16 protein-coding genes are annotated in these 17,541 nt (G+C 66.3%); 5 read left to right on the forward strand and 11 right to left on the reverse strand.

Translation table 11 applies throughout. The features are described 5' to 3' along the window. Positions 1-10: 10 nt before the first annotated feature. Entirely contained in the window at positions 11-1,693 is a 1,683-nt protein-coding gene (locus tag WMF20_RS01175) for a hypothetical protein (protein WP_437609934.1), read from the forward strand. Between the two features lie 189 nt (positions 1,694-1,882). Here WMF20_RS01175 and WMF20_RS01180 read toward each other — a convergent pair whose 3' ends face one another. From WMF20_RS01180 to WMF20_RS01195, 4 genes are all read right to left on the reverse strand, one after another. Continuing rightward, complete coding sequence (locus WMF20_RS01180) at positions 1,883-2,095, reverse strand: nucleotidyltransferase (protein WP_437609936.1); 213 nt, start codon at positions 2,093-2,095, stop codon at positions 1,883-1,885. 249 nt (positions 2,096-2,344) lie between these two features. Further along, the gene (locus WMF20_RS01185; RefSeq protein ID WP_437609938.1) at positions 2,345-2,536 is read right to left on the reverse strand and encodes a hypothetical protein; all 192 of its coding nucleotides are present in this window, start codon (positions 2,534-2,536) and stop codon (positions 2,345-2,347) included. A gap of 320 nt (positions 2,537-2,856) precedes the next feature. After that, positions 2,857-3,483, reverse strand: coding sequence for a JAB domain-containing protein (locus WMF20_RS01190; RefSeq protein ID WP_437609940.1), 627 nt, complete (start codon positions 3,481-3,483; stop codon positions 2,857-2,859). Between the two features lie 5 nt (positions 3,484-3,488). Continuing rightward, positions 3,489-4,145, reverse strand: coding sequence for an RNA polymerase sigma factor (locus tag WMF20_RS01195; protein ID WP_437609942.1), 657 nt, complete (start codon positions 4,143-4,145; stop codon positions 3,489-3,491). A 161-nt stretch (positions 4,146-4,306) separates the two neighbouring features. Between WMF20_RS01195 and WMF20_RS01200 the strand changes: the two genes are divergently transcribed. After that, positions 4,307-4,585 carry a helix-turn-helix domain-containing protein gene (locus tag WMF20_RS01200; protein WP_437617256.1) on the forward strand — a complete coding sequence of 93 codons (279 nt, stop codon included), beginning with the start codon at positions 4,307-4,309 and terminating at the stop codon, positions 4,583-4,585. 422 nt (positions 4,586-5,007) lie between these two features. Here the strand turns inward: WMF20_RS01200 and WMF20_RS01205 are convergent, their stop codons facing one another. Continuing rightward, positions 5,008-5,313: a tyrosine-type recombinase/integrase gene (locus WMF20_RS01205; protein ID WP_437617257.1), complete on the reverse strand. Its 306-nt coding sequence runs from the start codon at positions 5,311-5,313 to the stop codon at positions 5,008-5,010. A 221-nt stretch (positions 5,314-5,534) separates the two neighbouring features. Between WMF20_RS01205 and WMF20_RS01210 the strand changes: the two genes are divergently transcribed. Further along, positions 5,535-6,272, forward strand: a complete 738-nt coding sequence (locus WMF20_RS01210) for a restriction endonuclease (protein ID WP_437609944.1) — start codon at positions 5,535-5,537, stop codon at positions 6,270-6,272. Positions 6,273-6,289: 17 nt separating this feature from the next. Here WMF20_RS01210 and WMF20_RS01215 read toward each other — a convergent pair whose 3' ends face one another. Beyond that, positions 6,290-7,678, reverse strand: coding sequence for an IS1380 family transposase (locus WMF20_RS01215; RefSeq protein WP_437606646.1), 1,389 nt, complete (start codon positions 7,676-7,678; stop codon positions 6,290-6,292). A gap of 117 nt (positions 7,679-7,795) precedes the next feature. On the opposite strand from WMF20_RS01215, the gene WMF20_RS01220 reads away from it, so the two are divergent. Further along, positions 7,796-9,886, forward strand: a complete 2,091-nt coding sequence (locus WMF20_RS01220) for an ATP-binding protein (protein WP_437609946.1) — start codon at positions 7,796-7,798, stop codon at positions 9,884-9,886. Between the two features lie 239 nt (positions 9,887-10,125). On the opposite strand, the gene tnpC is transcribed toward WMF20_RS01220, so the two are convergent. Genes tnpC through tnpA form a run of 3 tightly spaced genes read right to left on the reverse strand, consistent with a single transcriptional unit; the run spans position 10,126 to position 12,540 of the window. Then, on the reverse strand, positions 10,126-11,793 hold the full coding sequence (gene tnpC / locus WMF20_RS01225; RefSeq protein ID WP_437606308.1) for an IS66 family transposase: 1,668 nt from the start codon (positions 11,791-11,793) through the stop codon (positions 10,126-10,128). Further along, positions 11,735-12,211, reverse strand: coding sequence for an IS66 family insertion sequence element accessory protein TnpB (gene tnpB, locus WMF20_RS01230; RefSeq protein WP_437605159.1), 477 nt, complete (start codon positions 12,209-12,211; stop codon positions 11,735-11,737). Before tnpB ends, tnpC begins: the two co-directional genes overlap by 59 nt. Beyond that, positions 12,205-12,540 carry an IS66 family insertion sequence element accessory protein TnpA gene (gene tnpA, locus WMF20_RS01235; protein WP_437606002.1) on the reverse strand — a complete coding sequence of 112 codons (336 nt, stop codon included), beginning with the start codon at positions 12,538-12,540 and terminating at the stop codon, positions 12,205-12,207. Before tnpA ends, tnpB begins: the two co-directional genes overlap by 7 nt. A 189-nt stretch (positions 12,541-12,729) precedes the next feature. On the opposite strand from tnpA, the gene WMF20_RS01240 reads away from it, so the two are divergent. Continuing rightward, the gene (locus WMF20_RS01240) at positions 12,730-14,043 is read left to right on the forward strand and encodes a serine/threonine protein kinase (RefSeq protein ID WP_437609948.1); all 1,314 of its coding nucleotides are present in this window, start codon (positions 12,730-12,732) and stop codon (positions 14,041-14,043) included. A gap of 153 nt (positions 14,044-14,196) precedes the next feature. Here WMF20_RS01240 and WMF20_RS01245 read toward each other — a convergent pair whose 3' ends face one another. Both WMF20_RS01245 and WMF20_RS01250 read right to left on the reverse strand, forming a co-directional pair. After that, positions 14,197-15,786 carry an IS1182 family transposase gene (locus tag WMF20_RS01245; protein ID WP_437609950.1) on the reverse strand — a complete coding sequence of 530 codons (1,590 nt, stop codon included), beginning with the start codon at positions 15,784-15,786 and terminating at the stop codon, positions 14,197-14,199. A 192-nt stretch (positions 15,787-15,978) separates the two neighbouring features. Then, positions 15,979-17,523 carry a hypothetical protein gene (locus WMF20_RS01250; protein WP_437609952.1) on the reverse strand — a complete coding sequence of 515 codons (1,545 nt, stop codon included), beginning with the start codon at positions 17,521-17,523 and terminating at the stop codon, positions 15,979-15,981. Between the last annotated feature and the right edge of the window lie 18 nt (positions 17,524-17,541).

Here is a 17,541-nt window from a genome sequence, read left to right on the forward strand (position 1 = left end):
GGCTGGCCGTGTGGACGAAGCGTCGCTCCGGGCCGTCCTGCGCGGCAAGGGGCTCCCGGAACTCGACACCGCGCTCCAGTTCCACCGTGACGTCGGCGGCCTCTCTGTGCTCGGACTCTCGCTCACCTTCTCGTCAGCGCGCCAGATAGTGCACTGGCCGGCCAGGCGAACGCCCGACGGAGAAGTTGCTGTTCCGGTCGGCTGCAGCCGAGGAGCCGTGTACTTCATCGATGCCCGTGGCGTGCTCTACCGGATGCGCGCCGCACCGCGAGACAAGGAGCTCACCCCGGTCGCCACGAGCCCCTGGACCCTGCTCGAGAAGATCGCCCTCCTCGCCAGCCTCGAGCCACTCGCGAAAGGGGCGCTGCGCTTGCGATTCCGCCCGTACGTGGGCGCGGCGCTCGCGGGAGCGCTCGGTGCGGAGCCTGTCGTCGAGGCCACGGACAGCTTCCACCGCTTCTTCCGCCGCGACTCGCTCGTCATCGCTGACGGACACCCGCTCCGGGACGAGGGGGAGCGCGACACGCTCGTGTGGGCCCCCGCCCTGGAGGACGCGATCGCCGCGCTGCGTGCCGCGGGCTCGGCGTGCGGAGCGATCGGCGCGGAGCTCACGACAGCCGCCGCCGAGCTGCAGATCGAACCGCCGAGGAGCGCGCCGGTGGCGCCGTCACCCGAGGTGCTCCGCGAAGGCGGCGCGATCGCGCTCCTCGCGGGCGCTGGGGAGGCGGGCACCTCCGGCCATGTGTGGGCGCCGCCAGGGCCTCCGCGCCTGGAGCAAACACGGCTCTTCGCGGGCACGCTGCTGTCCTGGGAGACCGTCGACGATCGGGGTGCACGCATCCGTGATTTCACCGGCGCCGAGGACACGCTGGGCCCGCAGCTCACGCCGCGCGCCGTCCGTGGGCTCTTACGGCTCGGCGCGCGCGTCGACCCCCGGCGCAAGGGGGAGCGGGCCTCGCTCGAGCACCTGCTCTCCTGCTGGGAGCTGCCGGCGCACGAGGCGGCTTTCGACTTCGAAGAGCGCCTGGGCGGCCTCCGCTTCGCCAACTTGCAGTGGGGGCCGTCCGGCATCGTCGGCGCGTGGCCGGACCGGCCAGCCGCGAAGGAGGCCGCGAGCGTGGACGAGGGCCAGCTCGTCCCGATCGGCGCAGAGATCCTGGGCAGCGTGAGCTACGCCGTCGACGCCGAGGGCGCGGTGCACCTGGAGGACGAGCACCTGGAGCCCACGCCGATCGCCGTGTCCTGGCCGGTGTGCCTCGAGCGCCTCGGCGTCGCCAGCGCGGACGAGGGCGAGCTTCCGTGCTCGTGCCAGATCAAGGCGCGTGTCGGCCTGGCGGTTGCGGCTGCGCTCGGTGCCGCGCCGGTGCCGGAGGGCACGGACCAGCATGCCTCGATGTGGTACCGCGACGGCATCTCGGTGCTCGACGTCGCGGCAGACCCCTACAGCCGCGAGCCACGGACAACGGTCGCTGCGCGCAGCGAAGGGGACTTGGTGATCGCCCTCCAAGCGGCGCTCCAGGCTGCCCCGGATGCCGCCGTCGAGGTGTTCGGAGTGAAGGGAGATCCTTCGCCGCCCGCGCCGGAGGAGCCCGTCGTGGTGCGCGCGCGCGTCTGGGGCAACACGTGGGACAAGGCGCAGCGGGAGCTCTGCATCTATGGTGGGCCCGAGCGCTACCGCTTCGTCTGGCGCTGAAGCGCCCTCGCGCGGTTCAGCACGGCCGGTGGCTCCGCGCTCCAGCTCGTTGGAGCGGCCGACGTGGAGGGCGTCGTCGGAACCGCGGGCGAGCTGGCGCGCCTCGCGGACGCGGCCGTGGGGGTCGAGCGCGGCGATCCACAGCTCCTCGTGGACCGGGGATGCGAGAGATGCGAACGGCATCCGTGCTCAGATCCGTCTCCGTTCGTCGAGCGTGGCGCGGAGCACCTGTAGCATGACCTGATCCTTGGGTCGGGTGAGCTTCTCCTTGATCGCGATGAGCCGTTCGAGCGTGATGACACGTATTGGAATCCCGCCGAGATCCAGCTCCTCGCTGTCGGCCAAGAGCTCCTCGTACGATGTCCCTTCCTCGATTGTGCCCAGAAGGTCCAGCGTTCCCATGCTGGTCGCCAGCAGCTGGTGCCCAGTGGAGGCCAGATGAGAGGCGGTTGGTGAAAGCCTCCTCTGGAGATCTATCCGGTAGACGGCATCGAGCTCACGCAGCGCACCGAGCAGCCGTTCGATATTGTCCGGCGTGCGAGCGTGTACGACGTCCAGATCGACGTGTTGACGGGGGCTCCCTGGATCACGGCGGCGACGCCACCGACGACAATGAAGTCGACGTGATGCCGGGCGAGCACCCCGAGCAGTTCAGCGATCTTCGTTGGAGCGGGCATGCGGTTCTCGCGCGCGCCTGCTCTCACGGGCGAGCGCGACGAAGTCGATGTGGGCCTGGAGGGTGGCGACCCGATCTGCTGGCGTGAGGCTTAGCATCCAGCGGATGAGCGTAAGGTCGACGCCGTCCTCATTGTAGACCGGAGGTGCCGCTTCAGGATCGACCATCTTGGGTGGAGCGTATCACGCACGGATGCGACGGACGAGCCCCCGCATCGCGGCGGGCTGTGCCGCACTCCATCCAGGCATGCGGCGCCAAGCGTCCCGCCGGCCGTCATTGCGCGGATCCTGCCCGGTGTTGTGACCAGAGACTTCCGCGATGGCCATCCACCAGGCCGGACCAGATGGGGTGGGGGCGCCATCCGCCAGCCTGAGCCGCCGCTGCCGGAGGCGTGCGGAGCCGTCGGCCGGCGCGATGCTCTGAGGCTTTCGGCTGGATGCGCAGGGGCGCAGCGCGCCGGCGGCGGGGTGCTGCGCGTGGCGAGGGCCTACTCGTGGACGGCGGCGTAGCGGCCGCTGGGGGTGACGATGACGTGGGCGTTGAGCGGGACGTGCAGCTCTGAGCCGAGGTGGCGCAGCTCCAGGGTCATCGCTTCGTCCTCGCGGGTCGGCGTCGGATCGCCGCTGGGGTGGTTGTGGGCCAGGACGAAGCTGTGGGCGGCCATGTCCAGCGCCGTGCGCAGGACGGTGGAGCGGCCGACGTAGAGGGCGTCGTCGGAACCGCGGGCGAGCAGGCGCGTCTCGCGGACGCGGCCGTGGGCGTCGAGCGCGGCGATCCAGAGCTCCTCGTGGACCAGGGAGGCGAGCCTCGGGCCGAAGTACCGCGCCACGCGGGCGGCGTCGGTGAGGAGCGCGCCCCGGCGCGCGCGGGCGGCGTGGGTGCGGCGGCCGAGCTCGAAGGCGGCGGCGAGCCGGGTCGCGTCGAAGAGGGCGATCTGGGTGCGCTCGGCCAGCGCCGCGGGCGAGAGGCGGCCGAGCGAGGGGAGAGCGGCCGTGCCGAGGAGGCGCGGGCCGACGCCGGGCAGGCCGAGCACCATCTCGAGGAGGGCGGCCTCGGTCGCGGTCGGCAGCTCGGCCGCCGTCTCGGCGGGGGCGTCGACGGGGGAGGGGCTCATCGGGCTCATCGGGGCCACCTCCGAGAGCGGGTCAGGGCGCGGGCGAAGAGGCGGCGCGCGAGGCGGAGGCGGGTGGCGACCGTGGGGCGCGGGAGCGAGAGGGAGGCGGCGATCTCGAGCGAGGAAAGGCCGGTGGCGGCGAGCGACAGGATCTCGCGCAGCTCGGGGCGGAGACGGTGGAAGGCGCGGAGGAGGCCGCGGGCGACGAGGCGGGCCTCGGGAGAGGGGGCGGCGAAGGCGGAGAGGCGGTCCGGGTCGACCGCGGGGAGCTCGTGGCGGCGGTGGGCCTTGTCGCGGTAGTGCGAGGCCTGCCGCGAGGCGATGCCGGCGAGCCAGCGGCGGAGGGCGTCGGCGGGAGGAAGGAGGGCGGGGGAGGGGCGGAAGCGGCCGGCGCGCAGGCTGCGCCAGGCGCCGAGGAGGGTGTCCTGGGTGAGGTCGTCGAGATCGGCGGGGAGAACGCCGCGGGCGCGGAGGGTGCGGCGGATGAGCGGGCGCTGTTCGAGGAGCGCGGTGGGGTCGAGGTAGACGGAGGGGGGCGGGGGCTGCTGACGGAGGGGTTGGGGCGGGCGGGCGAGCCCGTTGAGAGCAGCGGGACGGGGACGGCGACGGGAGGGCGGATCGATCTCTTGGCCCTGGTCAGGGCGTAGACGTACGGTTTCCATGTCGGACCTCGTGAACGCGGGGTTCGGCCACGCCTCCGGACGGTGCCAGCCGTCGCGGGGGCACTTTTTGTTTTGTTCAGGGTACGTGCGAGGCACGATCCGAGTCAAGGAAAGTCGCCATCTACGACTACTTTTTGCCTGCCCAGGTTCAGCCCGTGGCGATGGAACCCATCGAGACTGATACGGTTTTTCGGTACATCGCGGCGAACGTCCAGCGGCTGCGGGTCAGGCGAGGGCTCACCCAAGACGAGCTGGCGGCAGTGGCGAAGGTGAGCCCTGGCCTGCTCCATCGCCTCGAACGCGCCAAGACCAAGGTCAGCGTCGCGGCTCTTGTAGCGATCGCCAATGCGCTCGGTGTGACACCAGCGGCATTGTTCCGACCGGCCGCAATGCCCGAGATGACGCGTGGGAGGCCGCGCAAGCGTCCCGCCGGCGCTTGACGGCGCTCCCTCGCTGGCTTCAGCTCGAACGCCTGCGGCCAACCTTGGTGTTCCTCACCGCGACGCAGTGCTGGTGGGTGCTTTGCTGCAGACGCTGCACCGCGTAATGGCAGATCGACATACAGCGGCACCTCGAAAGGCCTGGCCGATGACTGGCCGGGTCGTTGCAGGGCGACTATCTCGGTTCAAAGGGGTAGGCTTCGAGAGCCGGTTCGCACCGTCGTCCGGCGTGGAGCCCTCACGCTCCTGTCTTGGTCTCCTTGACAAGGCGGGGTAGCCGTCGGATACGCTACCTTTCCACGATGAGTGGGGACGGCATGACGGGGTGGATTTGGAATCCAAGGCGCTCCACAATGAGGCGACGGTCAGCGGTCGAGGGGTAGACGACGCTGAGATGGCCGCGGTGATGATGTGGGTGTAGATCATCGTGGTCCACACATCCTTATGGCCGAGCGGTGTCTGAATCGGATGTCGCTGCCCGCCTCGAGCAGTTGGGTCGCGATGCTGTGGCGGAGGGTATGGTATGCCGCACGCTTGGTGAATCCCGCCGCGCGTCCCGTATCGCGCACGGCCCTTTGCAGTGCCAATTCGTGCAGGTGGCACACGACGCGTCGGCTAGTCGCTATCCCAAGGCAAGGGCGAGCGGCGGGGAAGAGGTATTTCCAGGCGAGGCTGGCGGCTGCCCCTGGCGTTTTTCGCTCGCAGAGCGTGGGGCAGGTCGATCTCACAGAGGCCAACCGCGAGTCGCATCGTGTACCGCCGTATCACGGAGTCCAGCGGGGTGTCCAGCTCGTCGCGCGCTCTAGCGGGAGCGAGGCGGGCCGATCGTGCTATCAGTTTCTGCGGCGCACCATCATTTGCCACCGAGCGAGATCGATATCTTTGACGCGAATCGATGACAACGGCATGCTACGTCAAAGCGCGGTAACGTTATAGATAGAGATTGAAGATGATCAAACAAGTCCGCATCGAACTCTCCGAGGAACACTCCCAGAAAGAAAAAGGTGATTTTCTTGAGGACATGTTCCGGACGCTCATGGAGAAGCAGCGTTACTCGGTAGTGCAGCGCATTCGATTCACCGGAACGGAGATCGACCTGCTTTGCGACCACCGTGACCGCAGCGATACAGCACTCGTCGAATGCAAGGCGCGTCTTACAGTTGTCGCCGACGACCTCAAGAACTTCGCATATGACCTGCTGGTCGCAAAAAAAGCTGGCCACGGCTACTTCGTCCACACGAGCGAACTGCAGCAGAACGCCGCTGGCGTCGCGGATGAACTCCGAAGAGGTCACGAATCTTTGATCACGTTTATTGGTCCAGAAAAGCTAATGGAACTACTGCAGGATGCCGGCATGGTCGCCCGCGCTCCAGAACTTCGCAATCCGCAGCTCGTTGCGACCAAGTTGATTTTGTTGTACACGCCGCGCTTTAAGGCCTGGGTCCACCTATACGCGATGGGAGCGGCACCCTCGCACTACTCTATGTGCTCTGCTGACAATTCCGAGCTTCGATCGGTCGACGCGGATGCCGTACTTGCGTTTCTTAACGTGGATTTCGCGCCCATGGGGCACGAGTGGGCTGACGGCGACGTGCGAGCATCGTTCCGCCGAAGAATGCGATGCCAATTACACATTGGTGCACCCACAGCGTCACGAAGGCACACGCCCCCCTTACCCCCGCGATGATTTCGGCTGGTCCGGACTCAATTCAGCCAGCGGGCGAGCTGCGAGCGCTCCGGCACGTGCAGGGTCGTGCCCCGACCCGACCGGGCCAACCTTCCCGGGACGAGGATGAGCGCGCGGCGCAGCCACGGCGTTCGCCAGCTCGCCAGGTGCGGAACGTGCTCCAGCACAAAGCGGCGCATCAGGTTGGCGGTGAGCAGCTTCAGCAGCAGCGCGGCATGATTGGCGTTGAAGCAGTGGCTCGGCACGCGACCGCATCCCCACCCGTGCTTGAGATCGCCGATAAGCGGCTCGATGCCCGCGCGCAGGTCATATCGCCCCGCGACGTCCTCCGGCGCTTCGACCGGCTCGTTGGTCAAGAAGACCTGCACCGTGTAGTCGAGGCCTTCCCAGAGGTAGATCTGCTTGCCGTTCTCCCGGTCGCGTGTGCGTACGGCGATGACGCGGACCCCATCCGGCCATTCGCTGCGCCGGAAGGGGACCTCGGCCACCTGCCGTCGAGGACGACCGTCGGCATCCCGGTCGATGGTACGCCATCCAGTGGCGTGTGCGACCATGCCCACCAGATCGGGACTCATCCGCGCCTTGGTGAGGAAAAAGCATCCCTTCGCGGCAACGGCGTGCATCAAGGCGCTGCAATCTCCCGCGCCATCGATCCGCACGTAGATGACCGCGCTCGGCGCTGCGGCGCGCGCCCGGTCGATGCATTCCTCGACGAAAGGTACATCGGCTTCGCCGAAGCTCGTGTCGCCAGGTCGCAGCTTGGCTCCGACGATGGCGTCGGCCTCGGCGATGCGCGCCAGGATCGGATGATAGCTCGGTCGACCGTGGTATCGCGGATTCGGGCCCGGAAGCGCCCCCTCCTGCATCCCGAAGAGCGGCTCCACGGTCGTGTCCACGTCGATGTGCACGAACCGATGCTTTCGGCGAGCAACGAGGGCGAGCCCGTGGTCGACGACCATGCTGTGCAGTGCTTCGAGCGCCTCCTCATCGAAGCGGCACAGGTCCCGGTAGACGGTGTCGATGCTGGGGACGACCCCGCCTGCCAGACGCGCGAAGAGCGGATCGACGGCGAGCGCCTCGATGCCGAAGACGCGCTCCTCGCCGGCGAGCGCGCTGTCCATCAGCAGGCGCATCTGCGCGGCCATCGGGTAGATGACCGAGCGGCCCGTCTTGAGCCGGGAAAACCTGCGGCTCAGGGCCACGTCGACGCCGAGCTCGCGGAGGAAGGCGCCGAACGGGGCAAGCCCTGCGACGCCCGTCAGGTTCTTCTCCGTGGGCTCGACGTGAATCCTGGAAGGGTCTGGCCGCCGGATTCGCTCCTGGTGCCGCCCGTCGCCTTTCCTCTTGAACCCGAGCTCGCGTCGACGCACCTTGGAGGTGCTCGGCGTGCGTCTTCGTTTGGTCATAGCAACCCGGGCGGGTCGCCACGCCGAGCCTTTCTTTCAAGGCGTTCCTTTTACTGCGCCGGATTTCTCACGCCCCAGATCGGCATCGTAGGCGCGAAATCCACGCTTAAAGAGGAATTGCAGGACCTGCAGCAGCTACGTTTTGATCGCGTGGAGAACGTGGCGTCGGCCCCACGTGAGATTGAAACGGTTGCACAGGTTCAAGAATCTGTTGAATGGACTGACTTGCGGCCGGTTGGAACGAAGTACTTCGTCGGCCGAGAGCGCCTAAACACGGACCTGTATCGATTCGTGCGAGCGCCGCTCGAGGACAACCAAGCACCTCGAGTGTTCTTCGTCGAGGGAAAGTCAGGCTGGGGAAAGAGTTCCGTGATCGCCCACCTCCGCTCTCGAGCTCGCAACAAGCGCAACAGGAATACCTTCTTCGTTTTTGCCGTTGATTCTCGCAGTGCGAACACAAGCACATTTGTCGGGATGGCGGTTTCGCAGCTTCTCGCCCACGCTGCGGAAGCCGGTTTCATACCGAAGCCGATTGCATCCAGCATCCGAGTGCCGTCGTGGTTTGACTTGCTCGCTGACGAGAACTTCGACGATCTATTTTCTTGGCTTCGAAGGGAGGGACGCATCCTCGTTCTCGTCTTCGATCAATTTGAAGACGTATTTCGAAAGACGGAGCTGTTTCGCGCATTTCATAAGCTGATGATGGATGTGACAGCTCGTGCCCAGAACCTTATTCTAGGATTTAGTTGGAAGTCGGAGATAAGCATCCCGATGGATAACCCAGCATACGGTTTGTGGCAGCAGGCACGCGAGCACGCGGTGGCATTTTCGATAGACAGGTTTGGATCCGCTGAGGTAGAAAAGGTAATCTTACAGCTACAACAGCAGAGCGGGCAGCCGATTCCGCAGCCGCTGAGGCGACGACTCAGAGAGGGCTCGCAAGGATTCCCTTGGTTGACCAAGAAGCTTGCCACCCACTGCTACCATGAATTACGAAAAGGCCTCAGTCCAGACGATCTCATCGATCAGGAGCTGAACGTTCAAGATCTGTTCGATCGAGATCGTGATTCGCTAAATCCGGATGAGGCGAGAGCGCTAAAGTTGATCGCGCAGCGCGGGTACGACGGCGACCCATTCGATGTTTCGGAGGTGGATGAGAGGGTTGCCGAACCCGTCGTGAACCGCCTGCTCGCAAAGCGACTCATTGTCCGAACAGGAGGCAAGTATACAGTATATTGGGACATTTTCCGTGACTACATCGTGGAAGGCACGCCGCCTCGGCTTGAAGAGAGCTTCCTGTTGCGCCAGTACCCTGGTCCCTGCGCCGAAGCTCTGAATGTGCTGCTCAGCAAGCGGGCACGTGGGCGTGTGCAGGACGTTCAGCTTACGTTGGGAGTGTCTGAAGGGACGGCGCTTAACCACCTTCGAGAACTGCGCAATGTTGGTGCGGTGTCAAAGAGGCTGGACCGCTATGTGGTGAGAGATGATGTCCGCTCTGAGGAAGATTTTAGAGCGTTCATGAAGAAGCGTCTCGAGAAGCATATTGTCGTACGGCTCCTTCGTGCACAGGGCGGGGACATCCTACCAGCAGATGTAATAGCCGCACTGAAGCGCGGCTACTCGAGCTTTACATTTGCTCAGAAAACCTGGGCGGCGTATGCTGAGTTCTTCGTCGCATGGGCTCGCTATTGCGGGCTGAGCATCCTAGCGCGACTGAGCAGCGCCCCTGCGCGTCGTGGTCAAGGTGAAGCGTTCTACACGCCACAGCTTCGGCCCGAAAAGCTGCTTGAGTTTCTGCGGAGCCTACCGCAGAACGAATTTCGATTTCGGCGCTCGAAGGAGCGCTCGAAGCAGCTGTACGATCTAAAGTCGCTCGGCGTGCTGCTATATACGCCGACAGAAGTTGTCCTTACGCCTCTTGGGAGGCGTGTGGTTGCAGCGCGGCCGAAAGCTATGGCGCGTATGATCGCGACGGCAGCGGTGGCAAAACCGAAGATCGCGGTGGCCGTAAGCGCGGAGGCGGAATCCAGCAAGGATCCGAATGTTAGCTTTGAGGACGGTGTTCGCTCATTGTTAGAAGATATCGACTCATCATCGTATCGAAACGTTACGCGGCACATTTTGCGTGCTTGGGCGCGGTTCATCTTGGAGCACGGCACGTTCGATCCGACTTCCGGCTCGGCGGTTCAGCACGTCGCTGCGGCGTAACCGCCCGACAGGCGCCATCTTGTGCCGTCGCGCTCCCGCGAGCACGCTCCGCCGTTTCGCCGCTGCGAGCCGTGCGCGCGCGTTCGCAGGCGGCGAGGCCCGCGCGGAGCGGCGCCCGGCGCAGCCGCGGCCGTCCGCGGCCATACGCGACCGCGCCGCCGCAGCGCACCAGGCGGCGGCTCTCGCGCTCCCCGCGATCTGTTCGATCAGCCGCCGCCCCCCCCGGGGGGGGCCTCGGCTCACGCGTCGGTCGCCGGCGACTTGCCCCAGGCGTCGGGCAGCAGCTCGTCCAGGCGCGACAGCGGCCAGCCGGCTTGCAGCTTGCCGATGACGTCCGTGGCCCACGCCAGCGGGTCGATGCCGTTCAGCTGGCAGGAGCCGAAGACGGTATACGCACGGGCGAGGCGCTCTGCTCCCTTGTCCGAGCCGGCAAACAGGTAGTTCTTCCGGCCGATCGAGATACGCCGCAGGCTTCGCTCGGCCTCACCGTTGTCGATCTCGAATCGACCGTCGGTGAAGCAGCGCCGCCACGCCGCCTCTTGACCGAGCGCGTAGCGGGTCGCTTCGTAGAGCGGTGTCTTCGGTACGAGCCGCGGGTGCAGCTCGCGAATCCACCGATACAGCTCATCGACCGCACCGAGCGACTGCTCGTCGCGTCGCTCTTTGCGCGCATCGGGCCCCAGTCCTTCGGCCTTGCAGGCGGCCTCCACCCGGTAGATCGTCTTGAAGTACGACAGCGCGATGGCGGCGCGCGCATCGCCGCTCTTCGCCGCCTTCTCGAACTTGGCGCGGATGTGCATGCCGCAGCTGAGACGGCGCTCGTCAGGCACCACGGGGGCGCCGTCCTCGTCCTCCATCGCGTCATAGCCGGCGTAGCCGTCGCCCTGCATGTACCCGCAGAAGCCGGCGAGCATCACGGCCGGCCGCTTCGAGCTCCAGTCCGGGGCATAACGAAACGCAACCAGCTTGGTGCCATCATCGACCTGGGCCGCGAACGACCAGACATGCCCGCGCTTGACCCCGTTGGGATGATCGCGATCGAGCACGCGCAGGCCCGTGTCGTCCACATGCAGGTAGAACGCCTCGACCACCCGCTCGAAGATGCGGTCGGCGACCGGGGTGAGCACGTCGACCCCGAACGCCGCCCAGTCGCCGAGGGTCGAGGGCGACAGCGACACGCCGCTGCGCTCGTACTGCTGCGTTTGCCGGTAGAGCGGCGTCGAATCGTGGTACTTGTGCACGAGGATGTGCGCGAGCAGGCCCGGTCCCGGTCGGCCCCGATCCATGACCTTCTCGCTCGCCGCGGTGACGACGCCCTCCTCGGGGCAGGCGGGGCAGGCCAGCTTCTCGCGCTTCTCCTCGATGATCCGGAACTGGGCCGGCACGAACTCGAGGACCTCGCTGGTGCGATAGCCGATGCACTGTTTCGTCTCCCCGCACTGCTCGCAGGCGCGCTCGGCCTCAGGGACCTGGATGACGCGCTCCTCGCGCGGCAGGTCCTTGGGCAGCGGCGCGCGGCCACCGCGGCCGCGCGGAGGCTTCGGAGGATCAGGCGGCTGCGGTACGGGGCCGTCGCCCGGCTCTGTCGCTGCCGCCTCGTTCGAGGGAGCGGGCGCGGGCTCGCCGCCCTTCTGCTCCGCGTCGCCGAGCGCCGCGAGCATGAGCGACAGCTGCTCGGAGCTGACCTTCTGGCTCTTGCGGCCGTACAGCTCACGAAGCGCGTTGGCCAGCCGGACGCTCAGCGCGGTGTTGGTGTCTCGCTGCCCGACGAGCAGCTGGACGACCAGCTCGATGAGGTCCGCGATGCGCCCCTCGGCTGCCAGCTGCTCGAGCTTGCGCCGGACATCCTCAATGTCGACGGGTAGCTTGGCGGGCGGTGCGGGCGGCTCGGTCATCGGGCGCGCCATGTATCCACGGCGCGCCGGACAAACAAGGCGTTCCGTTTTCAGACGGAGTTTTCTCCGTCTCGGCCCTCGTCGGGCGCCAGCGCTTGCGCCGTGTCGCGGTCGACAGGTCCAGCCCTTCGAGCATCAGCGACAGCTCCGCGGACTCGACCTCGACGTGCGTCGCCCCTTGCGGCACGTCGCGCGCCAAGTGGAACCTTCCGCACGCCAGCTTCTTCGCCACAAGCATGTACCCAGTGCGATCCCAGAACAAAATCCGGATCTGGTCGCCTCGCCGATTCCTGAACACGAACAGATGCCCGCAGAGCGGATCGGCTCCGAAGCACTGCGCGACCAGCGCCGAAAGGCCATCGAAGCTCTTCCGCAGGTCGGTCGGCTCGGCCGCGACGTACACGCGCACCGACGGCGGCAGCGTCAGCACGGCACCTCCTCGGCAGCGAGCGCCAGCACTCGCTCGAGCGTGGCCGGGTCGAAGCCCGGCCGAACACGGACCACCCGGCCGTTGGGCAGCGCGATCTCGATCGGCTCTGCCGCCGCCGGCGATGTGTCGGCCACCACGTGCACCGGCAGAAAGCGCGGCGCCTCCACCGACGGAGGCGACGGCTGGGAGGCCACTTCAGCCCGCAGCTTCCAGCGCCACCAGTACAGCTGCTTGGCCTTGTACCCCTCGCGCCGTGCGAACTGCTCGGCGCTCAGTCCGCTCCGCTCCCATCGCTGCACCCGCTCGGCCCACTCCACTCTCGTCGCCATCGCTTCCTCCTTCGTCGCGATGGGAACAGCTAACCGGCGCCGCACGGGCGGTCACGATGGCGTTGGTCGGGCGCTTACGCTGCGGCGGACGGCGCTGCGCGCCACCGCTGAACGTCAGCCCATTGCGCAGGAGGATGTCGACGAGCTTTCCCCGTGCCTGGTTCTTGATCTATAATTCCGCGCACGACCATGACCATCGATCCCACCGCGAACGAGTCTGTTGTTGCGACCCCGACCTCATCGAACAGCCAACTCAGGAGCCGCCTAACGAGCTTTGGACTCGACCTTGAGCGAGAAGCTGTTGGTGCTGGGGGCAGCGCGATTGTTCACAAATGCGTAGTGCAAGTGCCGGACGGTCGGTTGCCCGCCGCCGGAACGCCAGTCGCAGTTAAGCAGTATAAGCGAGAGTTGTTCACCCATGAAGGGCAGCTGAGACGAGTGCAGCAGGAAGCTGACCTTGGAGCTGCTTTGAATAGCCCAAATATCGTCAAAACGTTTGGACTACTACCATCAGGCAACGATCCCGAGTTCCTCGTCATGGAGTGGATTGATGGACCCACGCTCGAAGGATGGAATAAGAGCGTGGAAGCGGAAGGCGTGAGCTGGGATCGCCTGCGCGCGATCGCCCTCGGTCTCGTGAACGGTCTTCAACACCTTCATGCTAAGGGTGTCTATCATCGAGATCTAAAGCCTGAGAACGTCATGCTGCGCGCTGACGAAACACCCGTGATTATGGATGTTGGTGTCGCAGAGCTCACCGTCGAGAGCGCAGAGACGTTACATACGAATGTTGGTCAGTTTCTCGGCAGCATGAGGTACGCTTCGCCTCAGTACCTTATGGGGGAGAAATTTAGCGCTCCCGACGATATCTACGGATTGGGAACAATACTTTTCGAGCTTTTTACAGGGAAGAGGATGTTCGATGGTCTTGAGAGGAAGACCGCTCTGCCTGTGCTCATTGCTCAAGAGGGCCAGCGCGTTGAGTCCCTCCGGGATTCGGTTCCGGCTCCGTTGAAAGTCCTTCTACAGGCATGTATCCATCGAGATCGAGCACGACGACCCCAGGTCAACGACCTGAACGCGGCCATTGAGAACCCGGCTGGTTCGAGGTTCATTACAACAGAGCTGGAGCGACAGACGGCGGAGGAACGTGGATTCCCGGTCCTGGAGACGCTTGATAACGGCATGTCGTTTTTTGCCGACTTGGGGGCATCAGAATTTTATCTGGGCATGGAGTTTACAGTCGTACGCCGCGGCGAGCCGATTACAGTTCCCAGTCTATCTCGTCGCATCGTTCCCGAGCAGTGGGTCGGCGCCGCGACTCTGAAGCATATCTTTCAGAATGTAGGACATTTTGTGCTTATGGGAAAGCGCTGGGAGGAGGGACGAGGAGGGCTTGCCTCACTGGCCGGAATTGTCGGTTCAGGTGGGCACTGGGTAGAGTACGAGCAACTGGCGACCAGCGTGAAGGTCGGGGATTGGGTACTCAAGGAGCGTAGATAGACTCTTTTTTTGCGCGCCTCGAGTTTGCACTGACAGTGCATTGGTGTTTCGCTGCGAAGTGTTCGGAATGCGCGCCGTCGTTAGACGAAGCCACGCTCAAGCTGCGAGCGTCTAGAGCGGCGAACAGGTTAAAACTCATCTAATTCCGACAGGTTACGCGGCCTCCTGGATCAGCCGCTGGGCTGCCTCGAGATTCTGGATTGCTGCTGCGCGCCGGAGGTCGAATAGGTTTCTCCTGGTACCGATGTAGCGCGCGTTGTGTCCTTTCCGCGCCGCGATATGGGCAAGCGCATGCTCCACGGCCGTCCGCTGCCGGAGCACGGCGCGTCCTGGTCCGGTCCGCTGCAATTTGCGGAATTTGCCCTGAAGAGCCTCGTCCTCTGCGATGGACACGGTTCGCCCTCGCCCCGACGCGGCCTGGGTGCATCGGGCTCGGAGCGGGCACGCGCCGCATTCCTCGGGATCGAACTCGACCGTGTCGCCCGGCTCGAAAGCTTCGACCTGTCCCGCGGGACACGTGATCGTCTTGGCGCGCAGGTCGATCTTGAAGTCGCGCTTGCTGAACAGGTCGGGGCTGCGAGCCCGCTGCCCCCAAGGCTTCGAGAACACCTGGCCGCCTGCACGGATGACCTCGTCAACGACGGGACTGTTCACGTAGGCGCGATCAATGTGGAGCTCGACGAGGCGCAGCTGCTGATGCTGAACGTCCTCGGCGATCGGCGCAGCCCCCTCTTCTTCGGGCCGATTCGCTGGCGTGACCGCGCAGGCGACGATGACGGGCAGGTCAAGATCGCGCGCGATGTGTTCCTTATAGCCATCGAACCGCTTCGAGCGGCTCTTGCGACCGTGGCGCATCTCGGCATCCTCAATGGAGACACGGCGGTCAGGTGCAACACCTTGCCGAATGCGAACGGTCCCGTCCTCGGTTGTTTCCAGGTCCTGGTCTCGAACCTGTATGGCCGCGTCCAGATAGAAGCGTAGCGGTTGTTCGACGACGTCGTCCAAGTGGCGGTCGACCCATTGCTGCAGCGACGAGACCTGGCGCTCCAGGATCTGAATCGCCGCCGACTTCTGTTTCGGGTCGCTCCAGTCGAGGTCGAGCCCGGCCTTGATGCTGGGAGCCAGAAGCAGCGGGATGCCCGCCTTGCGGCAGATCTCCTCACGCGGACGCTCCGTGATCTTTGACACGACGCGGACGATGCTGCGTGCAGCATGGCCGAGCAGGTTGATCGTGTCCTCAACCCGCCCGGCTCCCGCTAAAGGGCGGCTATCGATGGCCACCCGCAGCGCGTTGGACACCGCACGCCTCTCGCCCTCGGTCATCGCGCCGGACCGAACGAGCGCCACGGTCCGCTCCAGCAACACCCGATCCATCTCGTGCGCGACCATCCGCTCCCGGAACGCCTGCAGCGCGCCCTGCGAGAACGCGGGCGTGGCCGCCCCCAGGCAGCCGAGCACCATCTGCCAGCGCAGGTCGACGACGGACAGCTCCACCGCCTCGGCATCCGATGCGCCGACGTAGCCCTGCAGCAGCGTGACCATGCACATCAGCGCCGGCGGATGCGGCGGCTCACCCGCTCCCGTGGTGCGGTACATGCCCTCGAGCTGCTCCTGGAACGTCTCATCGAACAGCTCGTGCCGGTGCAGCCTGAGAAAGCCGAACAGTGCTCTCACGCGCGTCAGCCGCTTCATCAGCGACTGCTCCTGCCGCGACAGCTCCACCGGCGGCGACCATCGTTCCATCCATGCACCTCCGACCGCGGACGAGATCATGGCCCGGCGAGACGTGTCGAGCCTTCCATCGAAGCGTCCGGAATTGCCACAAAATCAACCTGATCGGTCCTCTAGGCTGCCCAACAATGTGATGGATCTGGCGCGCCTTCGGCGCGCAGCTCATCCAAGTCGTTGTGCGGGCGCGGACGAGCTCCACTCCAGCTATTCAGCAAACCGGCGCATCTCCACAGCGACGCCGTCTTCCCCCGTGATCATCTCGCCCAGCTCGTCCCAGCTGATTCCTCCCTTGCCCGGCGGCCCCAGCGTGAAGGTGACGCCCTCGACCGTGAGCCGCTCCTCGTCGAGGTACGCGATTCCGATCGAGTCACCCCCGCGCCCCGGGCCGCCATGACCGCCCTCGCCGCCGTCGCCCCCAGGACCCCCGTTGCAGGAATAGGCCGACCTGTCCTCCAGCACGCCGCCCGGTGCGCCCCGGCCGCCTCGTCCGCCTCGCTGGGGCTCGCCGCCGTCGCCGCCCGGGCCGCCGTCGGACGTCTCGATCTCGCTGTCGCGCAGGGTCACCCTGGCGTGTAGCGCGACGATGCCGATGCTCGGAGAGCCGTTCTCGCCCCCCTTGCCGCCTCGGCCACCGCAGCCGCCGGCCCCGCCCGAGCCTCCCCCCGCGCCCCCCTTGGACGCGGCGCCGCACACGCCGAGCCCGCCCCTGCGGCCGCCGCCTCCGCCGCCGCCCTGGCCCGGCGCGCCCCGGCCGCCGTCGCCGGCCCAGTCCGCTTCCCAGCCGGCCTCGCTGATGCGCCCGATGCCCCGGCCGGGGGCGCCGACGGTGCCTCGCGCGCCGTAGATGCCGTAGTTGCCGTCCGTGCAGCCGACGTCGGCCACGTCCCCGCTTCCTCGCAGCCCGTATTTGCCGGGGTTCGGCGTCGGGGTCGGCTCGCCGTCGCGCCCGTCCTCCGCGCCGCCGGGCGATCCGTCACCGCCCTTGCCGCCGACGCTCGGGAGCCCGCCCTCGCACGGATTCACCACGGCAGCCCCGCCGGCCACGGTCTCCGCCGAGCACGCGTTCGCGCCGTACATCCCATCGGCGCCGTCGGGGGCGCGGCTCGGCTCGGGCAAGTCCTCGCCATCATGGCCTGCCCACCCATAGGAAGGGCGAAACTTGCTTCGGAGGATCTCGACCTCGGTGTTCGACTGGACGAGCATCGCAATCGGGCCATATGAACTCAAGACCATGTCGACGATCCTCGATACCCCGTCCGCAGCGCCCGTATCCTCGGCGGTCGCCGGCACGACGGTCACGGGAAAATCCGGCTCGTTGGTGAGATAAAGCCGGGAGGGGCTCCCTGTCTGACGCCACCACTGGAAGCAATGAAACCCTCCGAGCAGATCGACCCCGGAGGGCAGCACCAGCGGACCATGGAATCCGTCGGCACAGACGAACACGCGCCCGCGCCCGGTGCGCGCGAGCTCGACGCCGCGCTGGATCGTGCGCACCGGCTTCTCTTTCGTGCCGGGGTTCGCGTCGTCACCGCCTCCGAATTCGTTGGTCACGAACACGCCGCAGCCGTCCAGCAGCTCATCGGCGGCGAGGCGCTCGAGACACACCGACTCCGGCGGCGCCTCGTCGTGGCACGCCGCGGAGCCGTCGCACGGTGCTCCGCCGGCGTCGCTCGCGGCCGGCGCGGTGCCGCACCCGGCCACGACGAGCTGCAGTGCGAAAAGCGGACAGGTCGCTCGGGTGGTCATCATGGTCCTCTCTCGGCGCCG

Source organism: Sorangium sp. So ce834 (assembly GCF_051521425.1).
Classification (GTDB): domain Bacteria; phylum Myxococcota_A; class Polyangia; order Polyangiales; family Polyangiaceae; genus Sorangium; species Sorangium cellulosum_D.